The sequence below is a fragment of the Nocardioides kongjuensis genome (assembly GCF_013409625.1).
Taxonomy (GTDB): Bacteria; Actinomycetota; Actinomycetes; order Propionibacteriales; family Nocardioidaceae; genus Nocardioides; species Nocardioides kongjuensis.
On sequence record NZ_JACCBF010000001.1, the window covers coordinates 2,829,406 to 2,849,639 of the forward strand.

Annotated in this window: 20 protein-coding genes; 5 read left to right on the top strand and 15 right to left on the bottom strand. The window is 72.0% G+C overall.

The window, feature by feature from the left end; all coding sequences use genetic code 11:
• Positions 1–32: 32 nt before the first annotated feature.
• From BJ958_RS13555 to mshB, 4 genes are all read right to left on the bottom strand, one after another.
• On the bottom strand, positions 33–596 hold the full coding sequence (locus tag BJ958_RS13555) for a 2'-5' RNA ligase family protein (RefSeq protein ID WP_179727311.1): 564 nt from the start codon (positions 594–596) through the stop codon (positions 33–35).
• A gap of 73 nt (positions 597–669) precedes the next feature.
• Positions 670–2,469 (bottom strand): VanW family protein, encoded by a 1,800-nt coding sequence (locus tag BJ958_RS13560; protein WP_179727312.1) that lies wholly within the window; start codon positions 2,467–2,469, stop codon positions 670–672.
• Between the two features lie 24 nt (positions 2,470–2,493).
• Positions 2,494–2,841: a hypothetical protein gene (locus BJ958_RS13565; RefSeq protein ID WP_179727313.1), complete on the bottom strand. Its 348-nt coding sequence runs from the start codon at positions 2,839–2,841 to the stop codon at positions 2,494–2,496.
• Positions 2,838–3,764, bottom strand: coding sequence for an N-acetyl-1-D-myo-inositol-2-amino-2-deoxy-alpha-D-glucopyranoside deacetylase (gene mshB, locus BJ958_RS13570; protein WP_179727314.1), 927 nt, complete (start codon positions 3,762–3,764; stop codon positions 2,838–2,840). The genes BJ958_RS13565 and mshB overlap by 4 nt, the downstream gene beginning before the upstream one ends.
• 25 nt (positions 3,765–3,789) lie before the next feature.
• Between mshB and BJ958_RS13575 the strand changes: the two genes are divergently transcribed.
• Positions 3,790–4,761 (top strand): hypothetical protein, encoded by a 972-nt coding sequence (locus tag BJ958_RS13575; protein WP_179727315.1) that lies wholly within the window; start codon positions 3,790–3,792, stop codon positions 4,759–4,761.
• Between the two features lie 3 nt (positions 4,762–4,764).
• Here the strand turns inward: BJ958_RS13575 and BJ958_RS13580 are convergent, their stop codons facing one another.
• Both BJ958_RS13580 and BJ958_RS13585 read right to left on the bottom strand, forming a co-directional pair.
• Positions 4,765–5,064, bottom strand: coding sequence for a hypothetical protein (locus BJ958_RS13580; RefSeq protein ID WP_179727316.1), 300 nt, complete (start codon positions 5,062–5,064; stop codon positions 4,765–4,767).
• Between the two features lie 75 nt (positions 5,065–5,139).
• Positions 5,140–6,441, bottom strand: a complete 1,302-nt coding sequence (locus BJ958_RS13585) for an HNH endonuclease signature motif containing protein (protein ID WP_179727317.1) — start codon at positions 6,439–6,441, stop codon at positions 5,140–5,142.
• A gap of 289 nt (positions 6,442–6,730) precedes the next feature.
• Between BJ958_RS13585 and BJ958_RS13590 the strand changes: the two genes are divergently transcribed.
• Both BJ958_RS13590 and BJ958_RS13595 read left to right on the top strand, forming a co-directional pair.
• A complete protein-coding gene (locus BJ958_RS13590) occupies positions 6,731–7,921 on the top strand; it encodes an IS110 family RNA-guided transposase (RefSeq protein WP_179726751.1) in 1,191 nt (396 codons plus the stop codon).
• A gap of 278 nt (positions 7,922–8,199) precedes the next feature.
• Positions 8,200–9,240, top strand: a complete 1,041-nt coding sequence (locus BJ958_RS13595) for a hypothetical protein (protein ID WP_179727318.1) — start codon at positions 8,200–8,202, stop codon at positions 9,238–9,240.
• A gap of 4 nt (positions 9,241–9,244) precedes the next feature.
• On the opposite strand, the gene BJ958_RS13600 is transcribed toward BJ958_RS13595, so the two are convergent.
• The 5 genes from BJ958_RS13600 to tdh form a co-directional block, all read right to left on the bottom strand.
• A complete protein-coding gene (locus tag BJ958_RS13600; RefSeq protein ID WP_179727319.1) occupies positions 9,245–10,327 on the bottom strand; it encodes a beta-eliminating lyase-related protein in 1,083 nt (360 codons plus the stop codon).
• Positions 10,306–10,986, bottom strand: a complete 681-nt coding sequence (locus tag BJ958_RS13605) for an SDR family NAD(P)-dependent oxidoreductase (protein WP_179727320.1) — start codon at positions 10,984–10,986, stop codon at positions 10,306–10,308. Before BJ958_RS13605 ends, BJ958_RS13600 begins: the two co-directional genes overlap by 22 nt.
• Positions 10,983–12,356, bottom strand: a complete 1,374-nt coding sequence (locus BJ958_RS13610) for a DUF6421 family protein (RefSeq protein ID WP_179727321.1) — start codon at positions 12,354–12,356, stop codon at positions 10,983–10,985. The genes BJ958_RS13605 and BJ958_RS13610 overlap by 4 nt, the downstream gene beginning before the upstream one ends.
• A 65-nt stretch (positions 12,357–12,421) precedes the next feature.
• On the bottom strand, positions 12,422–13,603 hold the full coding sequence (locus tag BJ958_RS13615) for a glycine C-acetyltransferase (RefSeq protein ID WP_179727322.1): 1,182 nt from the start codon (positions 13,601–13,603) through the stop codon (positions 12,422–12,424).
• Positions 13,603–14,646 carry an L-threonine 3-dehydrogenase gene (gene tdh, locus BJ958_RS13620; protein ID WP_179727323.1) on the bottom strand — a complete coding sequence of 348 codons (1,044 nt, stop codon included), beginning with the start codon at positions 14,644–14,646 and terminating at the stop codon, positions 13,603–13,605. The genes BJ958_RS13615 and tdh overlap by 1 nt, the downstream gene beginning before the upstream one ends.
• 89 nt (positions 14,647–14,735) lie before the next feature.
• Here tdh and BJ958_RS13625 point away from each other — a divergent pair, with 89 nt between their 5' ends.
• Both BJ958_RS13625 and BJ958_RS13630 read left to right on the top strand, forming a co-directional pair.
• Positions 14,736–15,650: a LysR substrate-binding domain-containing protein gene (locus BJ958_RS13625; RefSeq protein WP_179727324.1), complete on the top strand. Its 915-nt coding sequence runs from the start codon at positions 14,736–14,738 to the stop codon at positions 15,648–15,650.
• A gap of 8 nt (positions 15,651–15,658) precedes the next feature.
• Positions 15,659–16,126: a nucleoside deaminase gene (locus BJ958_RS13630; protein ID WP_179727325.1), complete on the top strand. Its 468-nt coding sequence runs from the start codon at positions 15,659–15,661 to the stop codon at positions 16,124–16,126.
• A gap of 11 nt (positions 16,127–16,137) precedes the next feature.
• Here the strand turns inward: BJ958_RS13630 and BJ958_RS13635 are convergent, their stop codons facing one another.
• From BJ958_RS13635 to xdhC, 4 genes are all read right to left on the bottom strand, one after another.
• Positions 16,138–16,650 (bottom strand): hypothetical protein, encoded by a 513-nt coding sequence (locus tag BJ958_RS13635; RefSeq protein ID WP_179727326.1) that lies wholly within the window; start codon positions 16,648–16,650, stop codon positions 16,138–16,140.
• A complete protein-coding gene (locus tag BJ958_RS29060) occupies positions 16,650–18,734 on the bottom strand; it encodes a transglutaminase domain-containing protein (RefSeq protein WP_179727327.1) in 2,085 nt (694 codons plus the stop codon). Before BJ958_RS29060 ends, BJ958_RS13635 begins: the two co-directional genes overlap by 1 nt.
• The gene (locus tag BJ958_RS13645; protein WP_179727328.1) at positions 18,731–19,354 is read right to left on the bottom strand and encodes a hypothetical protein; all 624 of its coding nucleotides are present in this window, start codon (positions 19,352–19,354) and stop codon (positions 18,731–18,733) included. The genes BJ958_RS29060 and BJ958_RS13645 overlap by 4 nt, the downstream gene beginning before the upstream one ends.
• A gap of 62 nt (positions 19,355–19,416) precedes the next feature.
• Positions 19,417–20,232, bottom strand: coding sequence for a xanthine dehydrogenase accessory protein XdhC (gene xdhC / locus BJ958_RS13650; RefSeq protein WP_179727329.1), 816 nt, complete (start codon positions 20,230–20,232; stop codon positions 19,417–19,419).
• Between the last annotated feature and the right edge of the window lie 2 nt (positions 20,233–20,234).

Below are 20,234 nucleotides of genomic sequence, written 5' to 3' on the forward strand. Positions count from 1 at the left end.
GAACGTGTTCCTATTCTACCGGGAACCGGTGCTCAGCCGGTGCGGAAGTCCCGGCCACCGAAACCGTCGAGGCCGAACCGGATCCGGTACGCCGTCTCCGACCGCGCGACGCCGCCGGACCAGCGGGTTCGGACCAGGTCCACGTCCTCGACCAGCCAGCTGCTGCCGGCGAGCTCCCCCAGGACGTCGGCACCGGCTCCGATCCCCGCGAGCGACCCCGAGCCGACCACGACCGCGGGCCGGAAGGCGCGCCGGTCGACGAGCACCCGGATGCCCTGGGCAGCGATCCCCACCGCGCGGGCGACCTCCGAGAGCGCTGGCAGGTCACCGTCGAGCCGGACCGTCACGTCCTCGCCGTGGACCTCGAGAGCGGCCGGCCGCACGACGATCGGCTCGAGGTCCGAGAGGCACTCCGCGAGCAGCCCGGCGAACCGGTGGGCGTCGGCGTCGACGACGTTGCCCAGCCCCGCGATCGGTACGTCGACCCGGTCCGGCTCCACCGGCCGGATCCCGGGCAACCGGGCCAGCCGGTCCCCGAGCGCGAGCAACCGCTCCACCGCCTCGGGCGGCGGGACGAACGCGGCGCGCAGCATCATCGGAACCCCTCCGCCGTACTCCATCGGCCGGGCGATGGCGTGGTCGAGCCGAACTGCGCAGGAACCTGGGTCGCTACTGCCCCGGGTCGGGGGTGCCTCCGGGGGTCGGGGCCGGCGGCTTCTCGCACTTCACGGTGTCGGCAGGCGTGTAGACCGTGTGGAACTTCTCGGTGTGGTCGACGGCGCTGTCGCCGTGCTTGCGGAAGATCCGGGTGACGTCGACCTGGAAGCCGGACCAGCCGGTGTTCGGCTCGCAGTCGGGCGTGGTGAGCGTGCGGACCTTCGGCGGGACCGTGGCGTAGCGGGCCGAGGTCTTCGAGTCGATGTCCCACGTCTTGGTGGACCACATCTGGACGGTGACCTTGCCCTGGCGCGACCAGGTGCTCGGGACCACCCAGGCGTGGATGAGGACGCCGTACTCGGTGTCGTTCTGGAAGCGCAGGTCGACCGTCGGCCAGGCGACGGTGGCCTCGCGGCCGACCGGGTAGCGGTCGATGTAGAACGAGTGCGGCTTGTGCTGGATGTCCTTGAGGCCCGCGAAGAACATGGCGTTGAAGGTGGTCGTCGCCATCTGGGAGACGCCGCCGCCGAGGTCCTTCTTGAGGATGCCGTTGCTGATGATGTAGCCCTCGGTGAAGCCGTTGGCGGCGGTGCGCTCGCCGACGATGCCGTTGAGCGAGAACTCCTCGCCGGGCTTGAGGAGGGTGCCGTCGATCAGCTCGGCGGCGCGGCCGATGTTGATGTTGCGGTAGTCGGCGTGGGGGTAGTACGTCGAGAACTCCGAGACCTTGTCGACGATCTTGAGGTTCTCGGCGTCCTTCGTCGTGAAGGCGGCATCGGTGACCTGCGCGGTCACCGGGCCGCTGCGCGATCCGTCCGGCGCGGTCAGCAGGCCGAGGAAGACCTGGGCCGCCTCGCCGGAGTCGAAGGTGACGCCGGGCTTGGCCGGGACGACCTTCGGCTTGCCCGACTTGTTGATCTTGACCGTGGCGTCCACCGGGGCGCCGTTGGCGGTGGCGCCCTTGACCAGCTCGGTCAGGGCGGCCTCGTCGACGTGCGGGACGAGCTCGCCGTTCTCGGGCTGCATCGAGAGGACCGGCGCGAACTTGGCCGGCGTGAGCTTCACGTCGTTCTCGCCGAACTGCAGGGTCACGGCGTTCGCCATCGCCGGGTTGGCGAAGGAGTCGAGCGCCTCGGCGACGTCGGCGGCGTCGATCTCGGGCTGGGCCGGCGCCACCTCGAGCTCGACGCTCTTCTCACCGGTCAGGAAGGCGTCGGTGATCGCGGCGCGGGCCTGGTCACGGTCGACGGCCTGGCCGGCCTGCGGCTGCGTGGTCTGCACGCCCTCGGCGGAGAAGGTGACCGTGCCGTCCCTGGGCGGGGTGCCGAGGCCCTGGGAGAGCTCGCTCAGCTTCTCGTCGAGGAGCTCCTCGTCGACGTCGACGACGGCGTCGACCTTGCCGCCGCCGGTGAAGTAGTCCCACTGGCGTGCCGGGCTCCACGAGTCCCCGGCGCCGGCGGCGTCGACGGAGGCGGCGTAGTCGATGGCCAGGCCGATGTCGCCGGGCTCGACGTCGGCGTCGTTGACCTTGCCGCTCGCGCCCTGGTGGCCGACGCTCACGGTGATCGGGCTGTCGGCACGCGGGCCGAAGGTCCTCTCGAGCTTCTCGATCGCCGCGGACCGGGTCAGGCCGCCGACCTCGACGCCCGAGATGGTGGTGCCGGTCGGGACCTTGTCGCCCGCGACGGCGTGCGCAGCGGCGTACCCGCCACCGGCGAGCAGGAGGAGCAGCACGACCACGACCACGACGACCTTGCCGCCGGGTCGTTCAGTCTTGCCGTCCGTCGCGGACTCGGACTCCCAGAACGTCACCGCGACATCCTAAGGAGGGGTTGCTCACCCTTCCGCATCCTCAGGCGCGTCGGCGGTGGTACGACGAGCGACCAGGCCCACGAAGCCGGTCCCGACGACCACCGCACCGGTCGCGAGCAGCAGGTAGCCGGACGCGTCGCTGGCGATCACGTAGTCGCCCTCGGGCCGCTGGACCGTCGCCACGCCGAGGATCGCCGTCCAGCCGAGGGCGAACGGCAGGCGCCGCCACCAGCCGCCGGGCAGGGCGACCAGCGTCGCGACGGTCGCGGCGATGCCGAGCCCCAGCCCCCAGCCGTAGCGGTGCAGCACGACCGAGCCCAGGCCGACCGCCGCACCGAGGACCAGGCAGCCGAGGGCGACCAGGGCCCTCACTCGCCGGGGATGCCGGCGAACAGGTCGGTCTCCCAACCGGTCTCGGGGTCGAGCGGGCCGGCGGCCCCCTTCACCAGGCGGTACTGCTCACGCCCGAACGCCTGCGCCCCCTGGTTGTTCGACAGCGCGAAGAACGGGCCGTCTGTCGTGATCTGGGTGGCGTGCGCACGCAGCGCGTCGAGCTTCTGCTCGACGTGGTCGCTGGCGTCGACCTCGCAGGAGATGTCCTCGTCGGGGCGGAACATCGGCGGCAGGTCGCCGTCGGGGTCCATGCCCTCGAAGGTCGTGGTGTCCCCGGCCTCGCGGATGCGGCGCAGGCCCTCGCGGATCCGGCTCTCCGAGATGGCGCCCCAGTAGATCTTCGCGATCTCCCAGGCCTCCCCCAGGTCGCGGCGGTACGACGGCGCCGCGGCCAGCTGGGCGGCGTACATCGCGACCCGGTGGGCCTGGATGTGGTCGGGGTGGCCGTAGCCGCCGAACTCGTCGTAGGCGACCAGCACCTGGGGCCGCACCTCGCGGATCACCGCGACCAGGTGGGTGGCGGCCTCGGTCAGGTCGGCGTGCCAGAAGGCGTTGGCGTGGATGTCGTCGGCCGCGACGGCGTGGCCGTCCTCGTGCCACTTCATGCCGGAGTCGCGGTAGGTGCCGAAGCCGCCGAGGAAGCGGTGGTCGGTGACCCCGAGCGCCTTCATCGCGGCGTCCAGCTCGCCGCGGCGGTGCTCGCCGAGGCGGTCCTCCTTGTCGGCGGCGAGGTGCTCGAGCTCGGGCACCAGGATCTCGCCCATCTCGCCGGCGGTGCAGGTCACCAGCGTGACCCCCCGGCCCTCCGCGACGTACTTCGCCATGGTGGCGCCCTGGCCGATCGACTCGTCGTCGGGGTGGGCGTGCACGAGGAGCAGCCGGTGGGCGGCAGTTGCGGTCATGAGGACGAGCGTAATGATGGGGCCCATGCGGAACCTCGGGCGCCTTGCTCTGTCCACGGCGCTGCTCGGCGCATCGCTCTCGGGCTGCGCCCTTCTCGACGGGAGCTCGCGGCTCGAGGAGGCGCTGGAGTACTTGCCCGCGGACGCCACCACCGTCACCTTCGTCGACCGCGCCGCGATCGCCGAGCGGGTCGGCGACGGGGATCCCGAGACGGCGTACGGCACCGAGCTGTCGCGCTGGTCGGCGGTCATGGGCGACGCCGCCTTCGACGACTCCGACGTCGAGTGGGAGGCCGTCGCCAACGGCGACGGGCTCGGCCGGGTGTGGAAGATGTCCGACGACCTCGACTTCGACGCGGTGGCCGCCGACCTCGAGGACGCCGGCTTCGAGCGCTCCGGGTCCGCGGACCGTCCGGTGTTCGAGGCCGACCTCGCCGACGCCGACGAGACCGGCCTCATCGGCGGCCGCTACCCGGCGGCACCCCTGCTGACCCTCGCGCTCGTCCCCGACGAGGAGCTGATCGTCTCCGGTTCCGACGTCCCGGCGTTGCTCGACGTCGTCACCGACGACACGGACTCCCTCGCCGACGCCGGCAGCTTCGGCGACCTGGTGGACGAGGCCGAGGACCAGGACGGGTTGGAGTACGCCGCCCTGACCCTCGAGCCGGCCTGTGGCGGCTCCGGTCGGCTGAGCCCCGAGCAGGCCGCCCAGCAGTACGGCGGACTGCTCCACCCCGACGCGATGGCACTCTTCGTCACCGCCGACGAGGTCTCCGGCGTCCGGTTGCTCCCGGACGAGAAGGAGGCGACGGCGGACGCCGAGGGACTCACCACGTACCTCGACGAGCGCGCTGACATCACCGGGTTCGACGCCGACGTCGACGTGGAGGCCGACGACCGGGCGGTGCTGGCCGAGGCCGGCCCCGCCGACCGGCGGGTCATGGCGCAGGCGTGGCTGCAGGCGGACGGGCCGTTCGCCTGCACGCTGGCGAAGTAGCGGCTACTCCGGGCGCTTGATCCGCTTCGGCGCGTCCGGGAGCGGCAGCACGAACCCCGCCCTGGTGGGCGGCTCGGGCGGCGCGCCCGGGTCCTCGTCGTCGTGGTCCAGCCAGCCGTCGTACGTCTCCACCAGCATCTCGAGCTGGATCTCCGGGGCGTCGGTGACGACCGCCCACGGGTGGTCCTCGTCGTCGTCCTCGCCGGCGAGGCGCTCGCGGACGACCTCGGCCGCGAAGCCGCCACGGACCAGCACCAGCGCAGCTGCCCGCGCGTCGTCCTCGTCGAAGAAGATGCCCCGCATGGGCACATCCTCCCAGATCAGGACAGGCCGATGTCCCCGCAGACGTGGAGTCCTGCGGGGTGCGGGGCGGGGTCGCTACTCGTCCGGCGGGCTGGGGTCGCCGGTGTCGTGCACGGGGTGGGTGCCGCGGTGGTCGACCCGGAACCGGAACCCGTTGGGACTGGTCCACACGTAGGACCCGGGCATCGGGGACTCGTACCGCCAGGTCGAGTGGGTCTTGGCGCGGTGGTGCCGTCGGCAGAGTGGGACGAGGTTGCAGGGACAGGTCGGTCCGCCCCGGTCGTGAGGCTTTGCATGGTCGATGTCGCACCGGGTCGCGGGGCGGGTGCAGTGGGGGAAGCGGCAGGTGTGGTCGCGCAACGCGACCCGGGTCTTGTGGCGGTCGGGGATCTCGTAGGCCGTGACGGGGAGATGGTCGGCGAGGTCGATCACCGGGCGCACGATGATCGTGGTGCTCTTCGAACGCAGCCATTCGCGGATCTGGGCGGTGGTGACGGGGCTGCGGCCTTCCTCCCACCGCCCGACCGGGTTCCGGCCAGCAAGGGTGGTGTCGGTGACGTGCACGTTGAGGACGACCTTGCGGCCGGGGACGGTCGCGACGACCTCCCCGGTGGCGGGGTCCGGGACCAACAGGTCCAGGGCCAGGTCCTGGCGGGCGAGCTCGGCAGCGGCCTTGGAGCGGCGCACGTCGAGTGACGAGTCGTCCCCGAGCCGACCGAGAACCTCGGCTCTGCGTGCGACGGCTTGGTCGAGGTCGTGCCCGTCGGCGGCATCCATCAGCCCGTCGAGGTGCACGAGCCCGTGCTCGTCGACGTCACCGATGTCGAAGTGCCGGTGGTCGGCAGCCTTGGCCCGGTCGGTCTCGGCATTGTCGGGGTCGAACCGCAACATCGCCTCCGCGACGAGGCGTTCGAGCTGGGCCCACCCGATGCCGGAGGCGTTCCACAGCTGCCGGTCCACGAACCCCGCCGCCTCAGCCGACAGGCCACGGGTGAGGTCCGCGATCCGCTCAGCACGCCACGGAGCCAACCGCCCCGCCACCACGGCGTCGTAGACGTTCGGCAATCGCCACGCGCACTCGATCACCCGCCCGACGTAGGCCTTGCCACCGTCAGGGGTGCGGCCGAGGACCGCGACGAGCTCCATCAACGCGAACTCGCTGACCAGCGGGGCACCCGCCCCGGCGATCGGGACACCGGTGTCGAGGTAGCCCTCGGTGATCGTCGCCGCACCCTCGGGCCCGGTCACGATGTGGTCGCTCGCCCACTCCACGATCGCCGCCCATTCCTCGACGAGGAGCTGGTTGCGGACCTGGATCCCGGCGCTCAACCGTGACAGCACCGGGGCTGTCGAACGGGGCCTGGTTCCGAGATCCATGACAGGATTCTCCCACCCACCCCCGACATTGATGCTGGTCTTCGCTGCTCCCTGTGGAGTAGTGAAGAGGTCCCGATCGTCGTGCCTCAGCCTCCGACTGTCGCCCTGCTGGGTTGACCATCTTGTGGTCCGGCCGGCGGTCGGGACCCCGCGCGCCGGCCGGGCGGACATGACCTAATAAGAGCCTGGCAAGCGCCTCATCAATGTCCTGTCTGCTCGCCCGACCGGCGTCGACCATCCACATCGGTACGACACGGAAGGCAGCTCCATCATGACAGCGACACGACCAGTGACCCCTGCCGTCTTCGCGGGCGCTGACACCCACGCCGACACGATCCACGTGGCCGCGATCGACGGCTACGGTCGCGATCTCGGCGACGGCGAGTTCCCCACGACGCCGGCGGGCTACCGCGACGCCTTGGCCTTCCTCGCGTCGTTCGGTTCGGTACAGGTCTTCGGGATCGAAGGCACCAGCTCCTACGGAGCAGGGCTGGCCGTTGTGGCCCGCACGGCCGGGATCGCGGTGCGGGAGGTGATCCGTCCCGAAGCCACGGTGCGGCGGATGCAGGGCAAGTCCGACCTGATCGACGCTTACCAGGCGGCCCGTGCCGCCATGACCGGTCGCGCGAAGACCGCGCCGAAGGCCGAGGACGTCGAGGGACTTCGAGCGCTTCTCAGCACGCGACGTTCAGCCGCCAAGGCACGTACTGCGGCGATGAACCAGATTCACGCACAGTTGATCACCGCGCCCGTCGAGATCCGTGAGAGGTACCGGAAGCTGAGCGACAAGCGGTTGATCGACGCGCTCGCTGCCTGCCGCCCCGGCTCCCGCGGTGGAGTGGTGGCCACCGTGCTGCTCGGGTTGAAGATGCTGGCCCAGCGCCACCGGTTCCTCGGCCAGCAGATCGAGCTGCTCGACGACCAGCTCCGCGGCCTGGTCGCGGCGATCAACCTGAACCTGATCTCGGCACGCGGCATCGGACCGGTGACCGCTGCGCAGCTGCTCCTCACCGCGGGCGGCAACCCCGAGCGCCTGGCCAGCGAGACATCCTTCGCTGCCCTGTGCGGCACCGCACCGGTCCCGGCATCGTCGGGCAAGACCACCCGATACCGGCTCTCTCGTGGCGGGGATCGTCACGCCAACTCCGCGCTGCACACGATCGCGACCGTGCGGATGGCCAGCGACCCCCGCACCCGCGAGTTCGTCGCCACCCAGCGCGCCAAGAACCGCAGCAACCCCGAGATCCTGCGAATCCTCAAACGCGCCATCGCCCGCGAGGTGTTCAAGCTGCTCCAGAACCCGAACGCGCTTACCGGAATCGCCGACCTACGACGCATCCGACGCGAGAAGAACCTGCCTATCCGAGTCGTGGTCGAACAGCTCGGCACCACCCTGAACCATGTCAGCCGCATCGAACGCGGAGTCGCGTTCGACCGCGAGTTCACCCAGCGCTACCGAACCTGGCTCCAAGCCGCTTGACAACCATAGGAGCATCACAATCCAGCGCCGGAAACCCGCCTGGGGACAGGGGAAACTCCATTCGGAGGGTGTGGAGAACCGACGTCACCGACCGTCACGAAAGTGACCCCGGGACCGCAGCCCAACCGCGGAACCCAGCCACCTCCCCACCCTTCTCGTCACTGCCCTTTCGGAACCCGACCGGCTCCGCCACCGAAGGCCCGAGCACAGCCCCCAGCAGCACCGCCGAGGCCCGCGTGCGGCCTCCGGACAACGGGCGCTCCGCTACGGTGGCGGCCGTGTCCGGACTGCACCTGACCCGCACCGCGGAGAACAGCGACGAGATCGACGCCCTCGCCGCCGCACTGAGCGCCGACGGCGGTGGTCGCGTGGGGATGGCGGCGATGGCGCCCGACCTGCCGTTCCGGCTGCGCCGCACGTACGCCCCGCTCCCCCGGCTGCTCGGGCTCAAGGTCAGCCGGGCCTGGACCTGGGAGGCGGCGGACCGCCAGGACCCGAACTGGTACCCCCAGGGCATCACCACCTCGGCGCAGACCGGCTTCCGTGAGTCGCACGGGCACGACGTGCTGGTGACGTCGTGGTACGCCCGCAAGGCCGGCGGGTCGCGGATCAGCGTGGTCGACGTCGAGCGACGCCGTTACGGCCACGTGCTGCTGGTGGTCCCGACGCTGGTCGACGGCAAGGCGGGCTTCCGGCCGCTGAAGGTACACGCCGGCGGCATCGTGTGGCACGGCGACTTCCTCCACGTCGCGGCGACCGGTGCGGGCATCCACAGCGCCCACGTGGCCGACGTGCTGCGCGTGCCGGCCGGGTCGACGTACCAGACCTTCGGGCACCGCTACGTGCTCCCGATCCGGTTCACCCAGCAGAGCGGCCACGACCACGGCGTCGAGCGGCTGCGCTACTCGTTCCTCACCCTCGACCGCAGCGACGACGTACCGGCGCTCGTCGTCGGCGAGTACGGCACGCCGACCCAGACGCGGCGGATGGCGCGCTTCGCGATCGACCCCGACAGCGGTCTGCCCCGACACGAGGTCGACGGCCGCGCGGTCCCCGAGGTCGACGACCGCGGCGTGCCGCGGATGCAGGGCGTGGCCGCGGTCGACGGCACCTACTACGTCACCCGCTCGCGCGGGCGGCGCAAGCCCGGGTCGGTGTACGTCGGCCGGCCCGGTGCGCTGCGCGTGCACCGGTGGGCGACGCCGCCGGGCCCCGAGGACCTGGTCTGGTGGCCGGAGACCGGCTGCCTGTGGTCGGTCAGCGAGCACCCGCGCCGGCGGTGGGTGTTCGGGATGAAGCGGGAGAGCCTGCCGGCCTGACGCCTCAGGCCCGGCCCATCTCCTCGCGCAGCGCGCCGAGGAAGGCGTCGACGTCGTCCTCGGTGGTGTCGAAGGAGCACATCCACCGCACGTCGCCGGCGGCCTCGTCCCAGAAGTAGAAGCGGTGCCGCTCCATCAGCCGGCGGCTGACGTCGTGGGGCAGCCGGGCGAACACGCCGTTGGCCTGCACCGGGTAGAGGATCTCGACGCCGTCGATCTCGCGCACGCCGGCGGCGAGCCGCTGCGCCATGGCGTTGGCGTGGCCGGCCAGCCGCAGCCAGAGGCCGTCGGCGAGCAGCGCCTCGAACTGCACCGAGACGAAGCGCATCTTGCTGGCCAGCTGCATCGAGAGCTTGCGCAGGTGCTTGAGGTGGCTGACCCCCTCGGGGTCGAGGATGACGACGGCCTCGCCGGCGAGGGCGCCGTTCTTGGTGGCGCCGAAGGAGAGCACGTCGACGCCGGCGTCGGAGGTGAAGGTCCGCAGCGGTACGTCGAGCGCGGCCGCGGCGTTCGCCAGCCGGGCGCCGTCGAGGTGCAGGCGCATGCCCAGTCCGTGGGCGTGGTCGGCGAGCGCGCGGATCTCGTCGGGCGTGTAGAGCGTGCCGAGCTCGGTGGACTGGGTGATCGAGACGACCTGCGGCATCGCGCGGTGCTCGTCCTCGAAGCCCCACGCGTGCTTGTCGACCAGCTCGGGGGTGAGCTTGCCGCCGGGGGTGGCGACGGTGTGCAGCTTGAGGCCGCCCATCCGCTCGGGGGCGCCGCCCTCGTCGACGTTGATGTGGGCGCTCTCGGCGCAGATCACCGCGCCCCAGCGGTCGGTCAGCGCCTGCAGGCCGACGACGTTGGCGCCGGTGCCGTTGAAGACCGGGTACGCCTCGACGCCGTCGCCGAACAGGCCGGCCATGATCGTCTGGAGGTGCTCGGTGTAGGCGTCCTCGCCGTACGACACCTGGTGGCCGCCGTTGGCCAGCGCGATCGCGGCCAGCACCTCGGGGTGCACGCCGGCGTAGTTGTCGCTGGCGAACTGGCGGGCCTCGGGGTCGTGCCGCCGCTGGGCGGCGGTGCTCAGGGTTGCGGCGTCAGCCACAGTCGCTCTCCGTTCAGCTCGGCGCTCGGCCGGTCCCACAGACCGGCGATCGTCTCGGCCAGGTCGTCGACGTGGGTGAAGCCGTCGAAGGCGGCGTCCGGGCGGGCGGCGCGCATCGCGTCGTCGAGCAGGGCCTTGACCACCAGGATCGTAGCGGCGGCGTCCCCGCCGGCCCGGCCGAAGGCGTGGGCCAGGGCGAGGGTCCAGGCCTCGGCAGCGGCCTTGGCGGCGGCGTACGACGCGTTGCCGGCGCTCGGCTGCCCGGCACCGGCGGCGCTGACCACCACGAACCGGCCACCGGACTCGACCAGGGCCGACTGCGCGGCCAGCGAGGTGTGCTGCAGCGTGCGGACCAGGAGCGGCTCGAGGACCGCCCAGTGGTCGAGCGCCTCGACGCTCAGGCCCTTGCCGCCTCGCCAGCCGCCGACGAGGTGCACGACTCCGTCGAGGCGACCGTGCCGGGCGACGACGTCGTCCACCCAGGCCTGCGTCGCGGCCAGGTCGAGAAGGTCCACGACGCTGGTCTCGGCCTCCAGGCCGTCGAGTCGCGCCCGGTCGGCGTCGGCGGCCGCGACCACGGCACCACCGGCCGCGAGCCGGCGCACCGCGGCACGCCCCGCAGGGCCGCCGGCACCGGCGACCGCGATGACGCGGGTCATGCGGCGGCGGTGATGCCGCGGGTCTCCGCGATCACGTTCTTGAGCTTCTTGGCCAGGGCCTCGAAGAACATGCTCAGCGGGAACTCGTCGGCCAGCACGTCGTCGACCAGGTCGCGCGGCTGCTTGGAGAAGTCGAGCGCCTCGGCGCCACGGGCCCACTTCGAGGCCGGGTGCGGCGCGAGGTAACGGCTGACCAGCTCGTAGGCGGCCTGCCAGTGCACGATCTTCGGGCGGTCGATGCCGTCGCGGTAGAGCTGCTCGATCTCGGCGCACAGCGCGTTGGTGACCTGGGGCGCGAGGTCCCAGTCGATGCGCAGCTTGTTGTCGGTCCAGCGGATCGCGTCGTGCTGGTGCAGGTAGGCGAACAGCAGCTGGCCGCCGAGGCCGTCGTAGTTGCGGGTGCGCTCGCCGGTGACCGGGAACCGGAACATCCGGTCGAGCAGGATCGCGTGCTGCGCGTCCGCGGCGACCTCGTTGCCCTCGGCCTCGAGCTCGACGGCCGCCTTGAACGCGGTCAGGTCGCAACGCAGCTCCTCCAGCCCGTACATCCAGAACGGCTGGCGCTGCTTGATCATGAACGGGTCGAACGGCAGGTCGCCGTGGCTGTGGGCGCGGTCGTGGATCATGTCCCAGAGCACGAAGGCGTCCTGGCTGCGCTGCTGGTCCTCGAGCAGGCCCCGGACCTCGTCGGGGAGCTCGACGCCGAGGAGCTCGACGGCGGCGGTGCCGACGCGACGGAAGCGGGCGGCCTCGCGGTCGCAGAAGATGCCACCCCAGCTGAACCGCTCGGGCACCTCGCGCACGGCGACGGTCTCGGGGAAGAGCACCGCCGAGTTGGTGTCGTAGCCGCTGGTGAAGTCCTCGAACGCGATGCCGCAGAACAGCGGGTTGTCGTAGCGCGTGGCCTCGAGGTCGGCGAGCCACTCGGGCCAGACCATCCGGAAGGCGACGGCCTCGAGGTTGCGGTTCGGGTTGCCGTTCTGGGTGTACATCGGGAACACGACGAGGTGCTGGCGGCCGTCGACGCGCTCGGCGGCGGGCTGGAAGGCGAGCAGCGAGTCGAGGAAGTCCGGGACGCCGAAGCCCGCGTCGGCCCAGCGGCGCAGGTCGGCGACGAGCGCGCGGTGGTACGCCGCGTCGTGCGGCAGCAGCGGCGAGAGGGCCTCGACGGCGTCGACGACGCGCGCGACCGCGGCGGCGACCGTCTCACGGGTCGGCGCGCCCTCGGCGGCGAGGTCGACGGATCCGTCGGCGAGCTGCCAGGTGCGGATCTGCTCGACGGCGTCCTTCAGCGCCGGCCAGGACGGATCCGCCACCACGGCGGCACCGCGGGCGTCGATACGGTCAGCGAGCGAGAGAACGTCCGTCATGAGACCTATTAGACCGGAAATCTTCCTGCCAGATCAACCTGACGGCCCCACTCCTTCGCTGATCGTCAGCCCTGAGCCGCCCGTCGTCCGGCGACGAAGGCCTCGACGCAGCGCCGGACCTGCTCCTCGGTGTGCGCGGCGGAGAGCTGGACCCGGATCCGGGCCTCGCCCCGCGGGACGACCGGGAAGCTGAACGCGGTCACGTAGACGCCGTGCTTCTGCATCTCGTCGGCCACCCGGGCGGTGAGCGCGGCGTCGCCGAACATCACCGGGACGATCGGGTGCTCGCCGGGGAGCAGGTCGAAGCCCTCGGCGCTCATCAGCTCGCGGAACAGCGCCGCGTTGGCCTGCAGCCGCTCGCGCAGCTCCCCCGAGCCCTCGACCAGGTCGAGCGCGCGCAGGGTGCCGGCGACGATCGCGGGGGCGAGGGTGTTGGAGAACAGGTACGGGCGCGAGCGCTGGCGCAGCAGCGCGACGATCTCGCGGTGCGAGGAGACGTAGCCGCCGGACGCGCCGCCCAGCGCCTTGCCGAAGGTGCCGGTGTAGATGTCGACCCGGTCGGCGACGCCGCACAGCTCGGGGGTGCCGCGGCCGCCCGCCCCGATGAAGCCGACCGCGTGGGAGTCGTCGACGAGCACGAGGGCGTCGTACCTGTCGGCGAGGTCGCAGATCTCGCGCAGGGGTGCGATGTAGCCGTCCATCGAGAAGACGCCGTCGGTGACGACCACCCGGAACCGGGCGTCGGCTGCGGACTGCAGCTGGGCCTCGAGGTCGGCCATGTCGCGGTTGGCGTAGCGCAGCCGGCGTGCCTTGGAGAGCCGGATGCCGTCGATGATCGAGGCGTGGTTCAGGGCGTCGGAGATGATCGCGTCCTCGGGCCCGAAGAGGGTCTCGAAGACGCCGCCGTTGGCGTCGAAGCACGACGAGTAGAGGATCGTGTCCTCGGTGCCGAGGAACTCCGCGAGCCGGCGTTCGAGCTCGAGGTGCTGCTCCTGCGTGCCGCAGATGAAGCGGACGCTGGCCAGGCCGTAGCCCCACTCGTCGAGCGCGCCACGTGCGGCCTCGAGGAGTCGCGGGTCGTCGGCGAGGCCGAGGTAGTTGTTGGCGCAGAAGTTGAGCACCTCGGCGCCGTCGGCCACGATCTCGGCCTTCTGCGGTCCGCGGATGCCGCGCTCGCGCTTGGTGAGCCCGGCCTGCTCGATCCCGTCGAGCTCGGCGGTGAGGTGGTTCCTGAAGTTCCCGTACATCACAGCTCCGTCCAGTCCAGCACGACCTTGCCGACCCCGGCGGACGCCGCGATCTCGAATCCCTGCTCCCACTCGCGCGCGGGCAGCCGGTCGGAGATGACCGAGCCGATCGCCGCGCGCAGCGTGCTGCTCGACTGCAGCATCGCCCCCATCGCGTTCCAGGTCTCGAACATCTCGCGACCGTAGATCCCCTTGAGCGTGAGCATGTGGGTGACGACCTTGCCCCAGTCGACCGCGAACGGCGCGCTGGGCAGGCCGAGCATGGCGATCCGGCCGCCGTGGTTCATGTTGTCGATCATCTGCGGCAGCGCCGAGGGGGCGCCGCTCATCTCGAAGCCGACGTCGAAGCCCTCGCGCATGTGCAGGGCCTGCTGCACGTCGGCGACCGAGCCGGTCGACACGTCGACGACCGCGTCCGCGCCCATCCCCCGGGCCAGCTCGAGGCGGGCCGGGCTCACGTCGGTGCCGACGACGTACCGGGCACCGACGTGGCGGGCGATCGCGATCGCCATCAGCCCGATCGGTCCGCAGCCGGTGACCAGGACGTCCTCGCCCACGAGCGGGAACGCGAGCGCGGTGTGCACGGCGTTGCCGAGCGGGTCGAAGATCGCGCCGAGGTCGGGGTCGACGTCGGGGTGGTGCACCCACACGTTGCTGGCCGGGAGGCTGAGGTACTCGGCGAACGCGCCGTCGCGCTGCACGCCGAGGCCGATGGTGCGGATGCACATCTGGCGGCGCCCCGCGCGGCAGTTGCGGCAGGTGCCGCACACGATGTGGCCCTCGCCGGAGACCCGGTCTCCGACGGCGACGTCGGTGACCAGCGGGCCGACCTCGACCACCTCGCCGTAGAACTCGTGGCCGGGCGTGAGCGGCGCCTTCACCGCACCGGCGGCCCAGTCGTCCCAGCGCAGGATGTGGAGGTCGGTGCCGCAGATGCCGGTGCGGAGCACGCGGATGATCACGTCGGCCGGACCGCAGGTGGGGTCGGGGCGGTCGACGAGCGCGAGCCCGGGGGCCGCCTCGGCCTTGTAGAGCGCCTTCATGGCTCCATTGGATCGCCGGACGACCGTGCAGAGCAACGGGCAGTTCCTGCACCATCCTTTAAGTGATCGCTTCACCATAGGCTGGCGCCGTGGAGATCCACCAGCTCACCATCCTGCGCGAGCTCGGCGCCCTCGGCAGCGTCACCGCCGTCGCCGAGTCGCTCCACGTGTCGCCGTCGGCCGTGTCGCAGCACCTGGCGGCGCTGCAGCGGCAGTTCGGCACACCGCTCACGCGACGCGACGGGCGGGTGCTGGCCCTCACCGACGCCGGCCGCGCCCTGGCGCGTGCGGGTGCCGACGTCATCGACGCGATGGCCGCCGCCCGCGGTGCCGTCGAGGACTTCGAGGGGGCTCCGGGCGGCACGGTGACGCTGAGCAGCTTCCACAGCGCCGGCCAGGCGGTCTTCGGCCCGTTGCTGCGTGAGCTCGGTCGCCAGCCCGATGCCCCGGACCTCCGGCTGACCGACGAGGACGTGGCCCAGCGCGACTTCCCGGCCCTGACGGCGCAGTACGACCTCGTCCTCGCCCACCGGATGGAGCACAGCCCGCCCTGGCCCACCGACGACCTGCACGTCGTGACGCTGGCCCGCGAACCGCTCGACGTCGCCCTTCCCGCCGACCACCCCCTGGCCGCACGCGAGCGGCTGCGGCCGCGCGACGTCGTCGGCCAGCGCTGGGTGACCAGCCGGGTCGGCTACTCCCCCGACGACGTGCTCATCGCCGTCGCCGCGCTCACCCGCCGCCACGCCGAGGTGGTCCACCGCGTCAACGACTACGGCGCCGTGGCCGCCCTCGTCGCCGCCGGCTCCGGGATCGGCCTGCTCCCGCGCTACACCTCCGCCCACCCCTACGACGACGTCGTGCTCCGCCCGCTGCACGGACTCAGCACCAGCCGGACGATCGACGTCCTCGCCCGGCCGGAGACCCTGCGCCGCCGCTCGGCGCAGCACGTCGTCCAGGCGCTTCGACGCGTCATGGAGCGGCTGGTCGCGTCGCAGGGTTGAATGTCCGCATGAGCGAGGAGACCTGGCTGGCACGGGCCGTCGAGCTGGCCACGACCAACGTCGCCGCCGGCGGCGGGCCGTTCGGTGCGGTGATCGTGCGCGACGGCGCCGTCGTGGCCGAGGGCCAGAACCGGGTCACCCGCGACCTCGACCCCACCGCCCACGCCGAGGTGATGGCGATCCGCGCCGCCTGCACTTCTCTGGCGACCTTCGAGCTGACCGGCTGCACGCTCTACACGTCGTGCGAGCCGTGCCCGCTGTGCGTGTCCGCGTCGCTGTGGGCCCGCCTCGACCGGGTGGTGTACGCCGCCGACCGCGACGACGCCGCCCGCGGTGGGTTCGACGACCGGGCCTTCTACGAGCTCTTCGAGCGGCCGCGCTCGCAGTGGACGATGGCCGTCACCCACGTCGCGACCGCCGACGCCACGGCGCCCTTCGACGCGTGGCTGGCCCACGAGGGCCGCACCGCCTACTGACCCGTTGCTGGTCAGGCGACGACGGCGACGGTGATGACGGTGACGAGCAGGGCGACCAGCAGGCCGACCCCGAACCCGAGGACCAGCAGCACGCCGCAGCCCACCCTGCGCACGGGCACGCCTGACGCCCGCGCTGCCGCGAGGAACGCCGGTCCGCCCAGCCGCGAGAACGCCGACGCGTCCGCGGCGAGGTTGCCGGCCCGCGCGGCCGTGGCACGGCCCTGCGCGAGGTCGGCACCCGCGAGGCCGGCAGCCGCGCCGGCGGCGCCCAGGGCCGGCCCGATCGCCCGTCCGATCGGCCGGGCGAGCACTGGGTAGGACCGACCGGCCACCGTGACCGTGATGCGTTGCGCGGCCGAGGACACCCTCGCCTGGTGGGCCGGGACCCGGAAGACGTCGATGTAACCGGTCGGGCTGTGTCCCGGAGCCAGCAGGGCGAGGTGGCCGTCCTCGACGACCAGCCAGACCGGTACCCCGCCGAAGGCGCCCGGCGCCATCCAGTGGCCCTGGAATGCGGCACGCATCAGCGGGTGGCGTACTTGCTGAGGTAGGCGTCGGACATCCAGCTGTCGCGCTCGGTACGCAGGGCGCTGCCGCTGAACTGGGCGTCGCGGATCATCAGGTACCTGGTCCCTGACTGCGGGTTCCACGGCCCGCGCGGGTCGTTCCAGGTGACGTCGACGGCGCGCCAACTCTCGCCGAGCTTGACCTTGTTCCACGCGTGCCCGCCGCCATCGGCGAGGTCCCCGGTGACGACCACCGTCTCGAGGCCGGCCTCCTCGGCAAGCGCCTGGAACGCGTACGCATAGCTCATGCACACGCCGGTGCCGCTGACGAGGACGCCGTCGGTCTCCCATGCGTACCGGAAGCTCGCGGGGATGTCGTCGATGACGGCGAACGCGGCGTGGTCGTAGTCCGCGCCGTCCACCAGGTGACGGTTGATCGCCGCCACCTTGTCGGCGTCACTCATCCCGGAGGAGATCGTGCTCCTCACGACCTGCTGGGCCGCGTCGGCGATCTTCTTCTGCCGCGACTGCAGCTCCGCCTGCGAGTACGCCGCATCGACGTGGATCACGCTGCCGTCGAACGAGAACTCGTCGAAGTACGCCAGGGCGTAGGGGTTCTGGTAGACCGCCTCCCACAGCGCGTCCTGGACGTCGGGAAGCCCCGGCTCGTCGGCGAGCTCCGAGACGTCGATGGCCGTGGAGCCCGCGATCAGCTGCCCGGCGATGAACCTCGTGAGCTCGTTGCTCCCGAAGGCCGGATAGTCGGGCACAGGCAGCTCCGGGCTCGGCGCCTTGGGCAGGTCGGCGCGGATCACGATCCCCGCCTCGTCCAGCCCGGCGGGCGGGTAGTCACGCTGTGCGCGCTCGTTGAAGGTCGCGACAGCGGCGTCGATGTCGTCGACGGCCGCGACGGGGATGCGGACGGGATCGACGAGCCGGGTCCCCTGGCCGCGCAGCGGGACCACCCAGTGATCACCGTCGCGGCGCACCTCGGACCGGTCGACGGTGGCAGCCGTCGCCCGGGTCGAGCCGTCGATGGAGACGAACAGGAACCGGCTCGGCAGCGCCGCCAGGCCACGGTTGGCGATGTCGGCGCCGTCGTCCCACTTGCGGTCGGCCCGGACGGGGAGCGTCTCCAGGCCGTCGAAGTCGATCGGCGCCATCGCCGACGCCTCCCGGTCAACGACCGCGACCACTCCGAGGCGGGCGTCGACCTTCTCGGCGACCAGCTGCGGCGACGACACCTGGGTCGACCCGTCGACCGTGGTCAGCCTCATGGCCTCGTTCTGGGTGCAGTCGTGGAGGCACTTCGTGGTCGAGGCCGACGACCAGGTCGTCTCCGTGGTGCGTCCGACGACGCGCACCGAGTCGTTGAGGTCGTCGCCGCGCCGCTGCAGCAGCACCACGAAGTACTCGGTCGCGTCCTCGACCCGCGTCCACCTCAGCAATGCATCGCCCTCGGCGCTCACCGACGAGGTGATCTGCGCCGGCGCGGGCGTCTCGGCAACGAAGTCGACCTCGGTGACCAGCGGTCGGGGACGCGGGGCGCCGTCGGGGGTGAGGTACTGGACGACGTAGGCGTGGGGGTTGAGGTTCCAGTAGGTCCCGAGATCGGCCAGCGTGCCCTTCGCCTGGTCGTCCTGGCGTGTGATGTACGACGACCTGACCGCCACCGGCGTGATGGCCAGGTGCGGGTCGGAGGCGGACGAGGTCAGGTCCGGGAGGATGTCCACCGGAACCGGCTCGGTCAGCGCCGCGTCGGCGTACACCTCGATCTTGCCGACCGCGCCCCGCCACGGGTCGCTCACCTCGGCGTCATAGCTCGCTGGAACGGCCAGGTCGGCCTCGGTGCCGACACCGGTCACGGGCGTGGTGTAGTCGTAGCCGGGAACGGCGTTCTCGACGTCCGCGGTCGTCGGGAGCTCGGCCCGCGCATCCTCGAGCAGCCGCTCCTTCAGCTCGTCCGCCCTGCTCCGGCGCTCCTTCGACGCGTCCGACTCGTCGCCGTCCAGCACCAGGACCACGGTGACGCCGACGACCAGGACCAGTGCCAGGGCGAGCGAGCCGAGCACCGCCAGCCAGGGGAACCTGCGCGGGGTCACTCGTCGTCCAGCCAGCTGGGCGTGTTCAGGGTCGGCGCAGTGATCTTGGGGATCGGCTTGTCGTTGCCCGCGGGCAGCACGTCCTGGCACGCCTCGACGACGGCTGCCTGGCTCTCGGGGATCCTGCCCTGCTGCGCGGTGATGTCGTCGGGGATCGCGGTGTCGGGGTACTCACCCTGGGCCAGCGCGTCGTCCAGGGACTGCTTCCACTCGCCCAGGGCGCGGTAGTAGGACACGGTGACCGTGGCCTCCTCCTCCACCAGTCCCGCGACCTCGTCGTCGGTGATGTCGGCGAGGGCTGCGTCGTACATCTCCTGCAGCTTGTCGGGGTCGAGGTCGGTCGCCGCCCAGACCTCGCTGTTGAGCACGAGGTCCCGGTAGACCTCGCACGACGCCTCGTGCGCGCCGCCGCCGGCGCCGGCCGGTTCGTCCGACCCGTCGGAGTCGTCCCCGCGGACGACCAGCGCGACGACACCGATCACGCCCAGGACCAGCACCAGCCCGACCGCGAGCAACGCGATCGTCAGCCCGGTGCGGCTGCGCCTCGGTGGCGGTGGACCGGACGGCGCGGCCCAGGTCTGGGCGTACGGCGGCTGGCCAGGGGGCGGGGGGTAGCTCATCGGTTCCTCACACACGACGGGTTGGCCCGCCGTTTCGGCAAGCCATCTCAACGCTGAGGAACCTAGCCGCTCGCGGGGTCCTTCAAACGCGCCGGCGCGAGCAGCTCGACGGCGACGGCGAGGGCGATCCGGGCCGGCTCCTTGCCGGTGATCGCCGGGTCGCCGATCGGCGTGCGCACCCGGGCGATGGCCGCCTCACCGTGGCCGAGCTCGGCGAGCCGCGCCCGGAATCGGGTCCACTTCGCGCTGGAGCCGATCAGCCCGATCGAGCCGGGCAGGTCGGAGCGGAGCAGCGCGTCGAGCAGGGCGAGGTCCTCGGCGTGGTCGTGGGTGAGCACCAGGACGTCGGTGCCGGCGGGCAGGTCGGCGACGACGAGCTCGGGCAGCACCGGCACCCGGTGCACGCGTACGTCGGCCGGCCCGGTGAGCACGGGAGCCAGCCGGTCGTCGGCGAGCTGGTCGGCGCGGGAGTCGACGAGGTGCAGCTCGAGGTCGTGGCGGCTGAGCAGCAGCGCCAGCTCGAGGCCGACGTGCCCCATCCCGAAGACGGCGACCGACGGGCGGACGGGCAGCGGCTCGTAGAGGATCGTCACCTGCCCGCCGCAGCACTGCACGCCGTGCTCCCCGGGCGCCCGGTCGGAGAGGTCGTGCGTCTCGGTGAGCACCGCCGTGGCGGCGTCGTGCAGCAGGGCCCGCGCCCGTCGTACGGCGCACTCCTCGAGGTTCCCGCCGCCGATGCTGCCCCACGAGTCCCCGGCGGCCACGACGAGCTTGGCGCCGGCCGCACGCGGTGCGTGGCCACGGACCTGGGTGATCGTGACCAGCACGCCAGGGGTGCGGGTGTCGCGGAGGTGCTGGAGCGCGCTCAGCCAGTCCATGC